Origin of the sequence: Dysgonomonas sp. 511, assembly GCF_010501105.1 — a bacterium.
In the GTDB taxonomy this organism is placed as follows: Bacteria; Bacteroidota; Bacteroidia; order Bacteroidales; family Dysgonomonadaceae; genus Dysgonomonas.
On sequence record NZ_QVMQ01000001.1, the window covers coordinates 52,565 to 69,809 of the forward strand.

Consider the following 17,245-nt stretch of genomic DNA (forward strand, 5'->3'; position numbering starts at 1 on the left):
AACCATAAAGAGAATACCAAAGGATGAAAAATAGTTATATGTGAAATAGTTCCGATAAAATTTGAACAATTACTAAATATATAAGGAAAAAAAGACATGAAAAAAATTAAAAATATAATCAAAACGATTTGTCTTTCTTCTCTCATTCTGGGAGCAACATCCTGCGACGATTTCCTGACAGTGGTGCCGGAAGATAAATTGGTGTTGGAAAACTACTATACATCCGAAGACGCTGTCAATGCCAATACAGCTTCGTTGTATAGTGGATTTGTTTGGCAGGATTTCAGCATGAACTTCATGTGGATGGCGGGCGACGAACTTGCAGGCGACTTATTCTATACATACGATCAGGAAGGACAGTTTTACTACATGACTTTCCAAAACGGGAATACATATCTTACACAAGGATGGAACGGGCTGTTCCGTGTAATCTCTTATTGCAACAATATCATCAATGGTATGCCCGATGCAGCAAGAAGCAATGGAGTGTCCGAAAGTGTAATAAACAGGGCTTTGGGCGAAGCGCGTTGCATCCGTGGTATCGCTTACTACCTATTGACGGAATACTGGCAGGATGTACCTATTATCACCAACAATAATATCCCTAGCGATCAGGTAATACGTCACAAACAAGCCAGTGTATATGAATTTGCACGTCAGGATTTGGAATTTGCAAGAAACAATTTGCCGGCGAAAGCATTTCAGGCAGGCCGTTGCTCCAAATATACAGCTACAGGAATGTTGGCAAAGCTCCATCTTACTATGGCGTCGCATCTGTCGGATGCTTCTTCTTCCGAAAACTTCACAAAAGCTAAATCATACGCAGCCGAAGTGATCAACGAAAGCGGACTGAAATTATACGACGATCTTTCTACGATGTTTTACCCTACAGGAAACAACAAGGACGAATCCCTGTTTGCCATACAATGTACAAACGATGGATATGGTTATGGTAATCCGCGCAACGTTTCATTGTCTCGCAATGCTTTGATTACGCTGGGTTCTTCATGGGGTGCAGGTAAAGGGCCTACCCTTAGCCTGCAGGAAGCTTTCGATGCAAGAGATCTTCGCCGTTATTATACATATATGCGCAACGACGATGCCTATAGCAATTTGGGCGGTGGTGGCTATACATACAAGAATTTTTCTGAAGATGAAACTACTGAAGCAGCTAACGAAATGCTGGCACATGTAAGGAAGTATGTAATTGGAGCTAATGCCGATTGCGACGGGCTGGCTGGCGTATCTAATCAGGATGCCGCAAACAATCTTTACATCCTGCGTCTTGCAGATGTGTACTTATGTTATGTTGAGGCATGTATCGGTTCGGGTACTTCTACAGCCGATGCCCTTGCCCTGGATGTGTATAAACAAGTACGCGCCCGTGCAGGATTCACTGCCGATGTTTCATCTGTAACATACGACGAATTGATTAAAGAACGCCGTGTAGAATTTGCTTTCGAAAGCATTAACTTCTTTGATATCAAACGTATGGGCTACAGAGACATGAGCAAGGCTTTGGCATATCTGAACGGAATGGAACGCCATCGCCACTATATAACCAATGGCAGCTATACATGGCAGGAAAGAAATGCAGCAGGGGCTTACCATACAGGTTTCACGTCTGTTGATCCGGCCGACGACCCTACAGGCAAAGGTTCTATTTTCTATCTCAACAAGAATGCTTCTGTGATAACAATAACAGAAAAGAATCTGGTATTGCCGGTTCCGGCTGAAACGATAACAAAAACTCCTTCGATCACTCAGGAGCCTGTCGATTATCCATTTTAACCTTTTAGCTTATCGATTATGAAAAAATATATATTCAATATAATTATTATACTATCGGCTTTCGCTGCATTCACCTCGTGTTCCGACGATGACGACAATGGAGGCTCGGGCAAAACCCCGGTAGTAAGATATGTGCGGCCTACCGATGCTACAAAGTCTGACTCGTTGCTCGACAAAGCTTATCTGGGAAGCCAGATAGCGATTATAGGTGAAAACCTGTCGAAAGTGAACAAGATATACTTTAATGACCAGAAAGCGAAGCTTAATCCCAATTTTGTGACCGACAATGCAATCATAGTTACTATTCCGGCCGGTATTCCCGGCGAGAAAGAAGACTTGATTAAGTTATATACCAACAACGATTCGTGTTACTACACGTTCGAAACATTAGTGCCTGCACCATCTCCTCGAAGTATGACCTACGAGTATGTAGCAGACGGAGAACTGGCATACATTCAGGGGCTTTACTTTATACACGAAGATGCCAACCCGCTCACTGTCGTATTCCCGGGCAATCTCGAAGCTGAAGTCGTAAGCCACGACATCAACAACCTTGTAGTACGAGTACCTTCCGGCGCACAAAGCGGCCCATTGAAAGTAACTTCGGTATATGGTACGGGCGAAAGCTATTTCGATTTCCGCGACCAGCGTAATATAATCCTCGATTTCGACACTAGATACCCTGACGGTGAATTTTGGCATGGATGGCACGGAGGTACAGGTTATGGAACCGAAGGCGGGGCTAACGGGCAATACTTGATCCTCGCGGGAGAAGTAACCGTGAGTGCAGAAGGAAATACATCGACAAGCGATCCTCTTTTCTGCTACGATCGTTGGACATATCGCCAAACCGATCCCGACTTTTTCGATGCAGGCAATCTGGAAAACTATGCCCTAAAATTTGAAGTGAATGTGCAAAACTGGTCGGCAGGGGCTCTACAGGTAATATTTACAGGAGCATCGGAATCTTGGATGAACTGGCAGGAAACTTCCAACGGTGGTAATCCTAACGAAAATGCGAAATGGAGCGAATCTTATCCTCGCGCTATGTGGATGCCATGGACAGAAACCGGAGAATATTCTACCGAAGGATGGATTACTGTGACTATCCCTATGACAGACGTCAAATATGGAATGAATGGTGCTACGGTCAATACAAATTCATCAGGCCATTACTCAGGAGTCACATTGTTTGTCGGAGGTAGTGCCGCAATAGGTACTACATGTAACCCGACTTTCCATATCGACAATGTACGTGTTGTAAAAGCTCAACGATAACGATTAAAAACAGAAAAGATGAAGTTTACAAAAATATATAACAGATTTATATTGATGATGCTGGCTATACTTGCCATCTCATTTACAGCATGCTCCGACGACGACGATAGTTCCGGCTCTGTAGTGCTCGAAGCCTATGGCCCCAGTCCTGCATTGCGTGGCGGCCAGCTTACATTTGTTGGCAAGAACATGGACAAGGTAACAAAAGTTATACTGCCCGACAATATTGAAATTACTGATATCGAAGTAGTAAGTAGCGAACGGATAAAAGTAACAATCCCTCAGAATGCCGCCGAAGGCTATGTACAGATTGTTACACCGAATGGAATACTCACATCCAAAACATTACTTACTTATACCGAACCTATTACTATCACAAGTCTGTCTCCATCTCCTGTAAAACCGGGTGAAACACTCACTATAGAGGGTGATTACCTGAACCTGATGAAAAAGGTAATCTTTGCAGAGGATGTTGAAGTGGCGAATGAAGATTTCATTACATGGGAACGTTCGAAAATAGAGCTTGTTGTTCCTGCCGAAGCCCGTACAGGTAAAATAACCTTGTCGGATATGGCTACTATTCCTGTAGAATTGGAATCGGAGATGGAATTGCAGGTAGTTCTTCCTTCGGTAAATCAGATAGTAGATTTGACAGATAAGAAACCGGGTGATAAAATTACGGTTACAGGTAAAGATTTAGACTTGGTAGAATATGTTGTATTACCCAATGGCGCAGCAGGCGATACTGTCGATTTCGAAGTGCAAAACGACCAATTGTCGTTCACCCTTTCTCCTACTGTTGCCAATGGCGCTATTGTTATGATTCCGGCTTCCGGTGTACACGTTACGGTTGCCAATATAGGAATGGCTGTTCCTGCCGAACTGGTGGCCACTCCTGCCTCCGATATTAAAGCAAGCACAGTGATAACAATCACCGGAAAGAATATGGACTTGGTGACTACAGTTACATTCCCAGGGGTAAGCGATCCTGCAACACCATCGTCTCAAAGCACTACCGAAATTAAGGTAACTGCCCCTGATGGTACAACCAGCGGAAACCTTACATTAAATACTGCCAGCGGAAATACGGCGACTGTTGCTATCACTACATTGAAGCCTGCGGTTACTTCCTATAGCCCGTCTTCTGTAGCAGCAGGCAGCGATGTCACTATAAATGGAACAAATCTCGACCTTGTAGCGAAAGTTACATTCGGAGGTGGCAAAACAGTAGAAGTAACACCGGGTGCGGCAACAGCCATTACGGTGGCGATTCCTGTCGACGCCGAAACGGGCGAACTCACCTTGACTATGACAAATGGCGAAACTGTAAAAAGCCAGTCGTTGACAATAACCAAACCCGAATTTTGTTACATTCCGGTACTTCCGGGTTCGGACACAGATATTGCTCCAGGGTCTATATTAGCGATTGAAGTTCAAAACGAAAATAAGTTGACAGGAGTAAAAGTGAATGGATCTACTGTTCAGTATATCCTTCAGGGCACATTGCTCAATGTAGCTATACCGACCAACGCACTAGGAGATACTCAACTTACACTAACGTCTTCCAATGGCGAGATTACTTATGATATTTATGTAAAAGGTGCAGGCCCTATAATCACCTCTGTGTGGTCGGGAGTGCAAGACATGGGCGGATGGTCTGGCTCTGTACAGATTGCAAATACTCAGTTCGGTTCTGTTGAAGTAGGTGATATAATCAAGGTAACCGTAGATCCGTCTTCTCTGGCAGCCGATTCGCAGGGATCTCTCAAAACCGGTTCGTCGGGTTGGCCGGCAATAGCACCGGGTACTGAATATTTCAATATATCAGGCGATTTTACCCTAGAGGTTACTCAGGATATCAAAGCCGCGCTTCAATCTACCGGATTGATTGTATCAGGCCAGAAATATATCGCCACAGATGTTTCGTTTCTACGCTATTAACTTTTAGAAAAACAACTACAGGCTTGCCCGTGAAGCAATGCTACAGGGCAAGCCTTCGAAAACCGCTATAAATCGACATTGATTATGAATAAAATACTACATAAATTCTTCATCCTTTTTGCCGGGATACTATTCCTGTCAGCATCGGCCTGTTCCGATGTCGACGATCCAGTGATAGCAACGCTGGAGCCGGCACAACTAGTCAGCAGCACCCCTGAAAATGGAGCAGAAGGTGTACCCATCGGCGATGTAACCATCGTCTTGACATACGACCAGAATGTTTTCTGCCCTACAGCCGGACATAGCAGGATTACACTGGGAGACGCCACTATTACAAGTGTTGCCGCCAAGCTGAGCAATGTAACTATCAAAGCTACCGGATTGCAAAAAGGCGAAATATACAACCTCGTTGTTCCCGAAGGCGTAGTGCAAGGCCCTACCTATGTAAGTGCACAGCCGGTTTCTATTAGCTTCACAGCAAAAGACGACCCGAAGATAACAGCTACGCTTTGTACTCCAAATCCTACGGCTCAAGCACTTAAACTTTATCAATATCTGGTATCTACTTACAAGGAGAAAGTAATATCGGGAACTATGGCCAACGTAAACTGGAATGTAGAAGGTGCTGATGCAGTATATGCCCTTACGGGAAAATATCCGGCTATGAATACGTTCGACTATGTACACTTGCCATTCTCTCCAAGCAGTTGGATAGACTATAGCGATATTACGCCTGTAAAAGACTGGTGGAATGCAGGCGGTATAGTTTCTGCCATGTGGCACTGGAATGTACCTGTATCTGCCAGATTGTGGACGGGCGAAACAGCAATGCCGGACGACTGGTCGGGCAATGTACAGTTGACAGATGATGCCTTTGTGCAAAGTTTTGCAATAGCCAAAGTAGGCGATATTATACGTGTCGCAATCAAAGATTTAGCAGCAGGGGCGCAAGGCTCGATCAAAGGAAGTAATTGGGGCGAAATAGCCAGCGGTTATGAATATTTTGATATAAGCGGAAGCTATTACGAAATGCCGGTAACCGGCGAGATTCTGGAAAAGCTGCAATCGTCGGGTATGATCTTAAGCGGACACGATTATACGGTAACAGGCGTATATCTTATCCCTGCCAATTCGCAAGGCGATTACGCATTCTACAAGGAAAATACATATTTCGATGCTGCTAAGGCTACAGTTTCAGGTACATGGGAAAACGAAATATTTACTGCCGACTTGGCAAAAATCGCTACATCGTTGAAGCAATTACAATCGGAAGGCATTGCCGTTATCTGGCGTCCATTCCACGAAGCTGCCGGAGGATGGTTCTGGTGGGGCAAAGATGCCGAATCGTGCAAGAAACTCTGGATTGCCATGTTCGATTACTTCCAGGCACAGGGGGTAAACAACCTGATCTGGGTATGGACAAGCGAGCCGAATGATGCTGACTGGTATCCGGGCGATGCTTACGTAGATATTATAGGACGCGACCTCTACAATAAAGATACTGCCGCTTCCAATTCGGCCTACTGGACTGAATTTGAGCGTTACGGGCACAAGATTGTAGCACTGACCGAAAGCGGAACACTGGGGCTTCTGTCCGAACAGTGGAATGCAGGTGCGCGTTGGGCGTGGTTTATGCCGTGGTATGGAACCAACGATAATGGTGAAAACCATGCTACAGATGCTTGGTGGCAAGATGCTATGAGCCAAGATTATGTGATTACGCGCGATCAGTTGCCAAATCTGAAATAAATAATTCTGTATGAAGAGGAATAATAAAATGAAGGAGAAAATGAAAAATTACAAGGTTGTTAGAAATAATGTGAGTATGAGTTTGTTATTCCTCTTCTGCATGTTTTTTGCTGATTGCTTGGGAGCAACACCGTCTCTGGTGGAAGGAAAACCTCAGGGCTTTGTCGGCAAACATGGATTCCTTTCCGTAAAAGGAAAACACCTGGTAGACTGCAATGGCGATGTTATAGCATTACGGGGTGTCAGCCTCGGATGGCACAATTGGTGGTCTGAGTTTTATAATAAAGAGACTGTTGCGTGGCTAAATACAGATTGGGATGCAACATTGATAAGGGCTGCTATCGGGGTCGACCCCGATGGTGCTTATATCAGCAATCCCGATAAGGCGATGCAATGTCTTTATAACGTTATAAATGCAGCTATCGAGAACAACATGTATGTCATTGTCGATTGGCATAGCCATACCATCAAGGCAGATGAGGCAAAGGCATTCTTTACGCAGGTAGCTACTAAGTATAAGGATTATCCCAATATTATTTATGAAATATTCAACGAACCCGAAAATCAGTCGTGGGAAGAGGTAAAAGCCTATTCGGAAGAACTGATAAAGACTATCCGTCAGATAGACAAGAAGAATGTAATACTGGTTGGTTGCCCACATTGGGACCAGGATATACATCTGGTAGCTGACAACCCGATCGTAGGATATGAAAATATAATGTACACAATACATTTCTATGCAGCCACCCACAAACAGGATTTACGCGATAGAGCAGATTATGCTTTAAATAAAAACATACCTGTCTTTATATCCGAATGCGCTTCGATGGAAGCAACGGGCGACGGGCCTATCAATTACGAATCGTGGCAACAATGGCTCAACTGGATGGAAGCCAACCGGCTTAGCTGGGTTGCGTGGTCGGTATCTGCTAAAGACGAAACATGTTCGATGGTCAAAGATTCGTCTTCGCCATTAAGCAGATGGAACGACAACGACCTGAAAGAGTGGGGGCAAATAGTAAGGAAAACAATAAAAGAATATAACGGAAAATGAAAGCTTTAAGGTTAGGTTTGGTTATCCTTGTCGGAATAAGTTTTTTATACTCCTGTCAGGGAAATAACGAGGAAGATACATCTGCACCCGTCAAAGAATCTTATTCCGGCGTTTGGAAATTCCATGCCGGGGAAGGGACTGATAGTTTGTGGATGAATGCCAATTACAACGATTCTTTGTGGCAGGAAATAACATCTTCTAAATCGCTCAAAGAGCAAGATGTTTCGCTCGAAAACGGTTTTGGTTGGTATCGTAAAACCATCCGGTTCTGCGATAGCTTGCAGGCTGCCATCAAGAAGTCTGGTGCGGCAATGTTGCATCTTGGTAAATTTGCCGCTTGCGACGAAGTTTACGTCAATGGAAACTTGGTTGGAAAGACTGGCGAGTTTCCCCATAACTACAAGGGATATTTCGACAACGAACGCAATTATATCGTTTACGACAAAGACCTGAATCTTGAAGGCACTAATACCATTGCCATCAAATTCCATGACGGATGGAGCGCAGCCGGAGGATTTATCGAAGGTGCAGGTTTGTCTGTATCTTCTGCTACCACGAACGATAAATTTGCACTAAAAGTTATTGTCTACGACCCCGACTATATTTTCATGGGAACAAATCCAATAAAAATAGGAATTGATCTGCAAAACAATAATAAATGGAATGTAGACGGACGGTTGTATGTCACCCTTACCACAGACGATTATCAGCCAATAAGCTCCGATTCTTTAGACATCGAAGTGGGCAAAAATTCGAATTTCATTAAGGATTATACATTCAAAAATCCTGCTCCCGGATTTTATCGCTATACAGTGCAGTTCAGACGGAAAGGAGAAACCGTTTGTGAAAAGAAATTCAATGTAGGCTACGAACCTGAGAAAATACAATCGCCGGTTGATGCTAAAACCGATTTCAAAGAATTTTGGGACAATAACCTGAAAGAATTGGCTAAAGTAGCTCCAAACTATAAGCTTACGCCAATCCCCGAAGCATCGCAAGTCGATTATGATATGTATCTGGTCGAGATGCGTTCTTTCGGCAACGAACTGATAAGAGGATATTATGCCAAGCCTAAGCGCGAAGGCAAGCATCCTGTGATAGTAGAATATATGGGCTATGGCTCTTCTCCCTATTATCCGAATCAGTGGTGGGACGGCTTTGCATATTTCGTATTGTCGATACGGGGACAGGCACTCAACCAGCCGGCAAACAAATATGGCACATGGATAACCTACGGACTGAATGATAAATCTGACTATTATTACCGTGGCGCCTTTCTAGATGTTATCCGTGCATTAGACTTTGTTTCTTCACGTGCTGAGATAGACGCAGATAGAATAGTGGTAAGGGGAGGTAGCCAGGGTGGAGCCTTATCATTTGTAGCAGCAGCGCTCGACAAGCGGGTAAAAGCCGCAGCACCGAATATTCCTTTCCTATCCGATTATCCTGATTATTTCAAGATTGCCCTTTGGCCGAAGAGCGATTTCGACAATTATATGCAAGGTCATCCTACCGCCCAATGGGACGATATATATAACCTACTCACATACTTCGACATAAAAAACCTTGCCCAGTGGATAGAATGCCCTGTAGTAATGGGAATAGGGGTACAGGACGATGTATGTCCGCCTCATATCAACTTTGCAGCATACAACCAGATAAAAGCAGAAAAAAGTTGGATGGCATTCCCCGAGTACGAGCATAGTGTAGGCAAAGAATTTAATGATACGGCTATGGCCTTATTCAGAAAAAAATTAAAAGTAGAAAAACCATGACTAAAGTATTATTAGCTGTTATCGCAAGCCTGTTGTTATTCTCGTGTAAAGAGAAACCGGCAGAAGAGATAAATCCATTTGTAGCACAAAAAGACGGGCAGTTCTTTATTGGGGCAACTCCCTATTATTTCATCGGGACAAATTTCTGGTATGGAGCAATCCTCGGCTCGGAAGGTCAAGGAGGAGATCGCGAACGTTTGCATAAGGAACTCGACTTTATGAAAGCCAATGGCATTACCAACCTGCGCATACTTGTAGGCGCCGATGGGGTGGCAGGACAAGCCGTAAAAGTAATGCCTACACTTCAACAATCACCGGGTACTTACAACGATACTATCTTCGACGGGCTCGACTATCTGCTTGCCGAAATGGATAAACGCGATATGAAAGCAGTCCTCTTCCTGAACAACAGTTGGGAATGGAGCGGTGGATACGGACAGTATCTCGAATGGGCAGGAAAAGGAAACGTACCCGAAAAAGGTGTTTACGACTGGCCTTTGTTCGTTGAGCATGTTGCTAAATATGCCGATTGTGAAGAATGCAAAAAATTGTTCTTCAACCATGTGAAACATGTACTAGGCCGAACAAACAGATATACCAACAGGAAATATACCGACGACCCTGCTATCATGGCATGGCAGGTAGGCAACGAGCCGCGCGCATTTAGCGAGGAAAGAAAACCCGCATTTGCCAAATGGGTAAAAGAAACAACTGCTTTGATGCGCTCGCTCGACCCGAATCACCTGATATCCATAGGCTCGGAAGGGCAATGGGGCACAGAGATGGATATGGATTTATTTGAACAAATGCACGCCGACCCGAATGTCGATTACCTGACAATGCATGTCTGGCCTAAAAACTGGAGTTGGATAGATGTGAACAACATCCCCGGCTCGGTAGCTACAGGCATTGAAAAAACAAATGAATATATGCAAAACCATATCGCAGTAGCTAAGAAACTGAACAAGCCTATAGTTATGGAAGAATTTGGTTTTCCTCGCGATAATCATAAATATACGCTTGACGATCCTGTTACCGCACGCGATAAATATTACGCCAATGTATTTGCCCAAATACTGGCATCACACAAAGATAAAGGATATTTAGCCGGATGTAATTTCTGGGCATGGGGAGGCTTCGGACGCCCTGCACACGAGTTTTGGCAGCCTTGGGACAATTATGTAGGCGACCCTTCGCAGGAAGAACAAGGCTTAAATTCGGTTTTCGATACCGATTCCACTATCAAAGTCATTAAAGAGTACGCAGATCAACTAAAATAAAAGAGAGTCTAACGAATAAACGCTAAATAAGATGAACGAGCTATTTAAAAAACGTCTGGAGGCTGTCACAGCAGCATACGATCAACTGATTACACGCAAAAACGAACCGGTATTGCCGGGTAACGGTATATTCGAACGATATAAATATCCTGTACTTACGGCAGCCCATGCCCCGGTGATATGGAGATATGACATGTCGCCCAAAACCAATCCTTATTTCATGGAGCGTTTCGGAATCAACGGCACATTCAATGCCGGAGCAATGAAGTGGAATGGCAAATACCTGATGGCTGTTCGTGTGGAAGGAAACGACCGTAAATCATTCTTTGCTATAGCCGAAAGTCCAAATGGTATAGACAATTTCAAATTCTGGGATTATCCTATTGTAATGCCCGAAACAGATAATCCGGACGTCAATGTATATGATATGCGCCTTACAGCCCACGAAGACGGATGGATTTATGGCGTGTTCTGCACCGAACGAAAAGATCCGGATGCCAAGCCCGGCGATTTGTCGTCGGCTGTAGCTGCTGCCGGAATTGCCCGTACCAAAGATTTGGTTAATTGGGAACGCCTACCCGACCTGAAAACGAAGAGCCAACAGCGCAATGTAGTCCTTCACCCTGAGTTTGTAAACGGTAAGTATGCCCTATATACACGCCCTCAGGATGGCTTTATCGATGCCGGAAGCGGTGGTGGAATCGGCTGGGGGCTGGTAGACGATATAACCAATGCTGAGGTAAAAGACGAAAGGATAATAAACTTCCGTTATTATCATACGATAAAGGAACTGAAAAACGGAGAAGGCCCACACCCTATAAAAACACCGAAAGGCTGGTTGCATCTGGCTCATGGAGTGCGCGCATGTGCTGCCGGATTGAGATATGTTTTGTATATTTACCTTACCGATCTTGAAGATCCGGCAAAACTGATAGCCGAACCTGCCGGGCATATACTTGCCCCTATAGGCGAAGAACGCGTGGGCGACGTGTCGAATGTATTATTCACAAACGGATGGATTGCCGACGACGACGGTACTGTTTATATGTATTATGCTTCCTGCGATACGCGTATGCACGTAGCTGTAACATCGGTCGATCGCTTGTTGGATTATTGCCTGAACACTGCCCCCGATGGTTACCGTTCGGCAGCATCGGTAGAAACACTTACTGGTATTATTAAAAGGAATTTAGAATTAAATAATAATTAGTAAACAAAATACGAGGTACGGGTTTGCAAGTAACATCTGAAACTTGTTTGCTTGTACCTTGTTTACTTGTATCTAAACATATAAACTTAAAAACTTGTATAACTAAATATCCATGAATACACCAAAAATCACATTAAAAGAAAAAGTCGGATATGGATTTGGCGATATGGCCTCCTCCATGTTCTGGAAGATATTCGGGATGTATTCCCTGTTTTTTTATACCGATGTATTCGGTATAACGGCTGCTGCTGCCGGAACCATGTTTCTGGTTGCCCGCCTGTGGGATTCGGTTTTCGACCTCTTTGTCGGAATCATGGCCGACCGCACCAAGACCCGCTGGGGACGCTATCGCCCTTATCTGTTGTGGTTTGCCGTACCTTTTTCGGTAATGGGAGTTATAACATTCTTTGTTCCCGATTTCGGAGAGACTGGCAAATTGGTATATGCCTATATCACTTATTCGCTGATGATGATCGTGTATTCACTCATTAATGTACCGTATGCCTCATTGTTGGGAGTAATGTCTCCCAATCCGCAGGAACGCAATGTATTGTCGTCTTACCGTATGTCTTTTGCCTTTATCGGTAGCTTTATTACATTCATGTTGCTGCAACCATTGGTCGATACATATGCCAATGCGTTCGATTCGCATATCGTTACACAAATAGAGGGCGTTGCTGAAACCTCAATTAGCACCTCACCTATTGGATGGACTCTTGCTGTAGCATCTATAGGTGTTTTGTGTACCATCCTTTTTGTCCTATGCTTTAAGTGGACAAAGGAACGCGTAGAACCAGTAAATGAGGAGACGGATACTTCGGTAAAAAGCGACCTGAAAATACTGTTCCGCAACGCTCCCTGGTGGATTTTGGTTGCAACGGGGCTGGCAGCTTTGCTGTTCAATGCTGTGCGCGATGGGGTCGCTATCTATTATTTCCGCGATTATGTGCAGTTTGCCTACAAAATGCCGTTTACAGGTTGGGATATGACCACAATATATTTCCTTGTCGGACAGGCGGCAAATCTTGTAGGTGTGATTCTTGCTCCTACCCTGTCGGCAAAATATGGAAAAAGAAGGACATATATGATTGCAATGGCTGTTGCTGCTGTTTTGAGTGTTATTTTCTTCTTTATTCCTAACCAGATCGGGTGGATATTGTTGCTTCAAACTTTGATATCGTTCTTTGCCGGATATGTGCTGCCTCTATTGTGGAGCATGTTTGCCGATATAGTAGATTATCAAGAACTGACTACAAACCGCCGTACTTCGGGGCTTATATTCTCATCTTCTTCCATGTCGCAAAAACTAGGATGGGCGCTTGGTGCTGCCCTTACTGGCTGGATTCTCTTCCTGTTCAGATACAATCCGGATATTGCACAGCAAAGTGCCGAAACGATCATGGGCGAACGGCTGATGATCAGCCTTATCCCTGCGGCCTGTTGCGTATTGGCATTTATCGGTATGATGTTTTATCCACTGACGGAGAAGAAGGTAAAAGAAATTACAGAAGAACTGGATGCACGGAGAAGGCGTAAATAGGTTCTCTTGCACCCGGAGGGGCAGGTTTGTAAAATCCTTTGCAACTTCTCGGCTTGTACACACTTTGAGATAATCGAAGAAAAGTGGATAATATATTGATAACTGTTGACTGACAACTGAAAAATGGACGGATTAAAAAAAGAATTACTCGACAATATTCTGCCTTTTTGGATACACAAAATGGTAGACAACAAAAATGGCGGCTTTTACGGACAAATAGACGGAAAAGATATCCTGCATCCCGAAGCCAATAAAGGAGCTGTACTAAATGCCCGTATCTTATGGACATTTTCGGTAGCCTACCGCATTTTCGGGGATAAAGAATATCTGGAAACAGCAACGAGAGCATATGACTATATTAACAGCTATCTTGTTGATAAAGAATTTGGCGGCGTTTACTGGGAAACCGATTATAAGGGAAATCCGGTAAATACCAAAAAACAAGTTTATGCACAAGGTTTTGCGCTGTATGGTTTTTCCGAATATTACAGGGCAACAGGTAAGAGGGAGGCTTTAGATTTAGCTATCGACCTGTTTCACCTGATCGAGAAATATAAAGACAAGCGATATGGCGGTTATTTCGAAGCATTTACCCGCGAATGGCAACCGATAGATGATATGCGCCTTAGCGAAAAAGATGCAAATGAGAAGAAGTCGATGAATACACACCTGCATATCCTCGAACCATACACCAATTTGCTGCGCGTATGGAAAGACGAGGAATTGAAACAGGCGCAAAAAGACCTGATCCGCATTTTTAGCGATAATATCTTAGACGGCAAAACTTATCACCAAAACTTGTTCTTTGCTGAAGATTGGACTGTTAAATCGTCTGCCATATCCTATGGGCACGACATAGAAGCCTCGTGGCTGTTGTTCGAAGCAGCAGAAGTATTAGACGACAAAGAAATAGTGGAAGAAATCAGGCAACTTTCGATTAATGTTGCCGATGCCGCATCAGAAGGGTTGGAAGCCGACGGAAGCATGATCTATGAAAAGGATGGCGGGCACACCGACCGCGAACGACATTGGTGGGTACAAGCAGAAGCTATTGTAGGTTATATGTATGCCTACAAAAATTCGGGCGATATTAATTATAAGAAAAGGGCTGCCCGCATTTGGCAATACATACAAAACAACCTTGCAGACCGGCAGCATGGCGAATGGCATTGGAGCCGTATGGCAGACGGTGCTATTAACAGAAAAGACGATAAAGCCGGATTTTGGAAATGCCCATACCACAATAGCCGTATGTGCATGGAGATGATAGAACACTTTGATTTGAGATAAACATAAGAAAAGGAAATGAAAAAAAGTATATTGATAATGGCAACAACAATAGGCATGTCGGGTAGTATATTGGCACAAAGCAATATCGACATAGAGAAAAGGGCAGCGGAAATAGTAAAGGGTATGACCTTGCCCGAAAAGGTTGGGCAAATGGCGCAGATAAGCATAGATGCCGTATGCAAGGGGGAAGATACTCCTCCTGCAAGCACCATGCAACTCGATTTGGACAAACTGCGCGATGCTGTAGTGAATTACCATGTAGGCTCTATACTCAACTCGCCCAATGTGCGTGCACGTTCTACCTCGTGGTGGAACAATGCAGTGGAGCAGATGCAAAGCATGGCAATGAACGAAACACGGGTGAAAATACCGATAGTGTATGGCCTCGACCAGATTCATGGAGCTACATATACGGCAGGTTCTACCATGTTTCCTCAGGAAATAGCCCTTGCCGCCACATGGAACCCTGCCCATGCCCGCCGTATGGGAGAGATTACAGCTTACGAAACACGTGCAAGTAATGTTCCATGGAATTTTTCTCCTGTTCTCGATTTGGGGCAAGATCCGCGCTGGGCGCGCCATTACGAGGGTTTTGGAGAAGACCCTTACATTGGTTCCGTTTTTGGAGCCGAACTTATAAAAGGTTATGAAGGCGATAATAATGATATCTCTCATCCTCATAAAGTCGGGGCTTGTATGAAACACTTCCTCGGATACTCTGTACCTGTGAGTGGAAAAGACCGTACCCCGGCTTTTATTCCTGAAAATGTTTTGCTCGAATACCATGTGCCGGCATTTCAGGCAGCAGTAGATGCAGGAGTTGCTACAGTAATGATAAATTCAGCCTCGATAAACGGCGAGCCTGTACACGGCAGCTTTAAGTTACTAACAACACTACTGAAAGAAAAAATGGGATTCAAAGGCATGGTTGTTACCGACTGGCAGGATATAGAGAACCTTTATACACGCGAACGTTCGGCTACCAGCCATAAAGACGCTATCAAACAAGCTATAAATGCAGGCATTGATATGTCGATGATACCGTACGATTACAAGCGCTTCTGCGAAACTCTGATAGAGTTGGCAAATGAGGGTGAAGTTTCTATAGCGCGTATAGATGAGGCTGTAGCACGTATTATAGAATTTAAGCTGAAACTTGGTTTATTCGAAAAACCGAATACTTATGCCAAAGATTACCCTGAGTTCAATTCTCCGGAATTTCAGCAAGCCTCTTATGATGCAGCAGCCGATGCCATCACTTTATTAAAGAATAAAGATAATATTCTACCTCTCAAAAAAGGAGCGAAAATATTAGTCGCAGGCCCTAATGCCGTTAGCCGCCGCGCACTCAATGGTGGATGGACATATTCGTGGCAGGGAGAGAAAGTCAACGAATTTTTGTCGACTAATACCCTATTGACGGCTATCGAACAGACTTATGGCAAAGAGAATGTTGATTATATTCCGGGCGTCAGTTATACCGACGCAACAGAATATCGCACTGAATACAAAGACCGTTTCGAAGAGGCTGTTGCTGCCGCCGAGAATGCAGATTATGTAATTCTCTGCTTAGGAGAAAACTCTTATTGCGAAAAACCGGGCGATCTGGATGACCTGTATCTGAACGAACTGCAAACCGGGCTGGCTCAGGAAATACTCAAGCAAGGCAAACGAGTGATACTGGTACTTAGCGAAGGGCGGCCGCGTGTGATATCGCGTATTGCAGGAAAAGTGGATGCTATTGTGCAAACATACCTTCCGGGTGCTTATGGTGCTGACGCTTTAGCCGATATACTTATCGGCAAGGTAAATCCTTCGGGGAGATTGCCTTATACCTATCCGGCTTTTCCGAACTCCATAACTCCATATTACCATAAATATTCGGAAGAGCAGACTGCTAATGCGGGGGCTTATAACTACGAGGGTGACTTCAATCCGGAGTTCCATTTCGGCTATGGGTTAAGCTATACTACTTTTGCTTATTCTGATATGCGAATAGATAAAGCATCGCTGCCGAAAGGTTCGAAAGAGACTGTAAAAATAACAATAGACGTAACAAATACCGGCAATATGGAAGGTAAAGAAGCCGTACAACTTTATTCGAGCGACCTCTATGCTTCTATTATTCCCGATATGATCCGTTTGCGCCGGTTCGAGAAGGTTTCTTTAAAGCCGGGAGAAACAAAGACCATTACATTTGAGTTAAATTTGAACGACCTATCTTTCATCAACCTGCAAAACGAAAGAGTGGTAGAGCCCGGTGACTTTGAATTGAAGATAGGAGCTTCGTCAGCAGATATAAAGGAGAAAGTATTGTTTACCGTAACAGAATAATAT

11 protein-coding genes are annotated in these 17,245 nt (G+C 44.1%); all 11 read left to right on the forward strand.

All coding sequences use genetic code 11. From position 1 onward, the window contains the following. Positions 1–96 precede the first annotated feature (96 nt). The 11 genes from D0T57_RS00220 to D0T57_RS00270 all read left to right on the forward strand — a co-directional run bounded on the left by D0T57_RS00220 (position 97) and on the right by D0T57_RS00270 (position 17,242). Positions 97–1,791 carry a RagB/SusD family nutrient uptake outer membrane protein gene (locus tag D0T57_RS00220; RefSeq protein ID WP_163269658.1) on the forward strand — a complete coding sequence of 565 codons (1,695 nt, stop codon included), beginning with the start codon at positions 97–99 and terminating at the stop codon, positions 1,789–1,791. Positions 1,792–1,809: 18 nt separating this feature from the next. Then, positions 1,810–3,069, forward strand: coding sequence for a glycan-binding surface protein (locus tag D0T57_RS00225; RefSeq protein WP_163269660.1), 1,260 nt, complete (start codon positions 1,810–1,812; stop codon positions 3,067–3,069). Positions 3,070–3,087: 18 nt separating this feature from the next. Continuing rightward, positions 3,088–5,010 carry an IPT/TIG domain-containing protein gene (locus D0T57_RS00230; protein WP_163269662.1) on the forward strand — a complete coding sequence of 641 codons (1,923 nt, stop codon included), beginning with the start codon at positions 3,088–3,090 and terminating at the stop codon, positions 5,008–5,010. 84 nt (positions 5,011–5,094) lie between these two features. After that, positions 5,095–6,759: a glycosyl hydrolase gene (locus D0T57_RS00235; RefSeq protein ID WP_163269664.1), complete on the forward strand. Its 1,665-nt coding sequence runs from the start codon at positions 5,095–5,097 to the stop codon at positions 6,757–6,759. A gap of 10 nt (positions 6,760–6,769) precedes the next feature. Beyond that, positions 6,770–7,813, forward strand: coding sequence for a glycoside hydrolase family 5 protein (locus tag D0T57_RS00240; RefSeq protein ID WP_255490442.1), 1,044 nt, complete (start codon positions 6,770–6,772; stop codon positions 7,811–7,813). Next, the gene (locus D0T57_RS00245; RefSeq protein WP_163269666.1) at positions 7,810–9,588 is read left to right on the forward strand and encodes an acetylxylan esterase; all 1,779 of its coding nucleotides are present in this window, start codon (positions 7,810–7,812) and stop codon (positions 9,586–9,588) included. The genes D0T57_RS00240 and D0T57_RS00245 overlap by 4 nt, the downstream gene beginning before the upstream one ends. Next, entirely contained in the window at positions 9,585–10,868 is a 1,284-nt protein-coding gene (locus D0T57_RS00250; RefSeq protein WP_163269668.1) for a cellulase family glycosylhydrolase, read from the forward strand. Before D0T57_RS00245 ends, D0T57_RS00250 begins: the two co-directional genes overlap by 4 nt. A gap of 31 nt (positions 10,869–10,899) precedes the next feature. After that, positions 10,900–12,078, forward strand: a complete 1,179-nt coding sequence (locus D0T57_RS00255) for a glycosidase (protein WP_163269670.1) — start codon at positions 10,900–10,902, stop codon at positions 12,076–12,078. Positions 12,079–12,190: 112 nt separating this feature from the next. After that, positions 12,191–13,618 carry an MFS transporter gene (locus D0T57_RS00260; RefSeq protein ID WP_163269672.1) on the forward strand — a complete coding sequence of 476 codons (1,428 nt, stop codon included), beginning with the start codon at positions 12,191–12,193 and terminating at the stop codon, positions 13,616–13,618. A gap of 123 nt (positions 13,619–13,741) precedes the next feature. After that, positions 13,742–14,908, forward strand: coding sequence for an AGE family epimerase/isomerase (locus D0T57_RS00265; protein WP_163269674.1), 1,167 nt, complete (start codon positions 13,742–13,744; stop codon positions 14,906–14,908). A 15-nt stretch (positions 14,909–14,923) separates the two neighbouring features. Beyond that, entirely contained in the window at positions 14,924–17,242 is a 2,319-nt protein-coding gene (locus D0T57_RS00270; protein ID WP_255490443.1) for a glycoside hydrolase family 3 N-terminal domain-containing protein, read from the forward strand. Positions 17,243–17,245: the final 3 nt, after the last annotated feature.